Origin of the sequence: Photobacterium sanguinicancri, from assembly GCF_002265265.1 — a bacterium.
Lineage (GTDB): Bacteria > Pseudomonadota > Gammaproteobacteria > Enterobacterales > Vibrionaceae > Photobacterium > Photobacterium sanguinicancri.
In genome coordinates this window covers 1-947 of sequence record NZ_NOIF01000388.1, presented here as the reverse complement: position 1 = coordinate 947, position 947 = coordinate 1, and the positions used below count along the sequence as shown (strand labels likewise).

General features: G+C 38.8%; 1 protein-coding gene. It reads right to left on the bottom strand.

All coding sequences use genetic code 11. The features are described from left to right. Positions 1–172: 172 nt before the first annotated feature. A complete protein-coding gene (locus ASV53_RS24210; protein WP_017007271.1) occupies positions 173–664 on the bottom strand; it encodes a hypothetical protein in 492 nt (163 codons plus the stop codon). Positions 665–947: the final 283 nt, after the last annotated feature.

Below are 947 nucleotides of genomic sequence, written 5' to 3'. Positions count from 1 at the left end.
CATCTAAAGAAACTTTAATTGTTGGGATTTCTCTGTTTATTTCCACCCAAGCCTCCTCCATTGAATTTTAACGCCAGCCATAAGGTGCGCCACGATGAACTCACCAAGCGCACCGCACTTCAAACCAAAACTGCCGAGTGTAATGCGTCACACTTGATGGCCTTGTTAAGCATTAGGGTGCAAGTTTAAAAATCTCTTTATAGAAAGACTCATAGGTGATTACGACACTTATCTGATTAAGTTTTTCTTTGTATTCCCTTTCAGAAATTGGAGTGTCATTAGAAAAAGAGATCTTAAACAGCTCTATTGACTTATTTGGTGAGATGCAATTCCCTTTATCTAAATATGAAGTTGTTAACTCAAGCTCATAACCAGAAAATACCGTATACAATGCCGTGGAAAGTTGTCGTGTACCTCTTTCTTCAACTGTTTCCCCATTCAGCGTCACCTCGAAAGTTTTTACTTTCGCAGGACCTATACCATTATTAATCACCTCAAATGAGTACACATTATCCAACTCACTATTATCAAACCAATAATGTAAATGTGGTCTTAATGATAGCTTATTATGCTTTCTACCCAAATATGCTTGATAAATTGTTATACCCAAAGCTGAAAGTGCAATAATTACACTCGATAATGAAATAATTGTGTTTGTTTCCATAAACCTTCCTGAATGCTTAACGCCTTGGCATAAGGTGCGCCAACGCAATACTTACTAAACCAAATACACTTCAAACCAAAACCGCCGAGCGTTAAGCGTCACCTTAATGCCTTTGATACTTATTGAGCCTTCTCCGACAACATGCCCCAAAGGAGTATGCTGGAAGGCGACTAAACCAAAAAACGGAGAAGACTCATATGCAATTCTATACGAAGAACCACCCTTATTACTGCGGGATAGATCTCCATGCCCGTTCTTTATATGTCTGCATCATCAACCATGA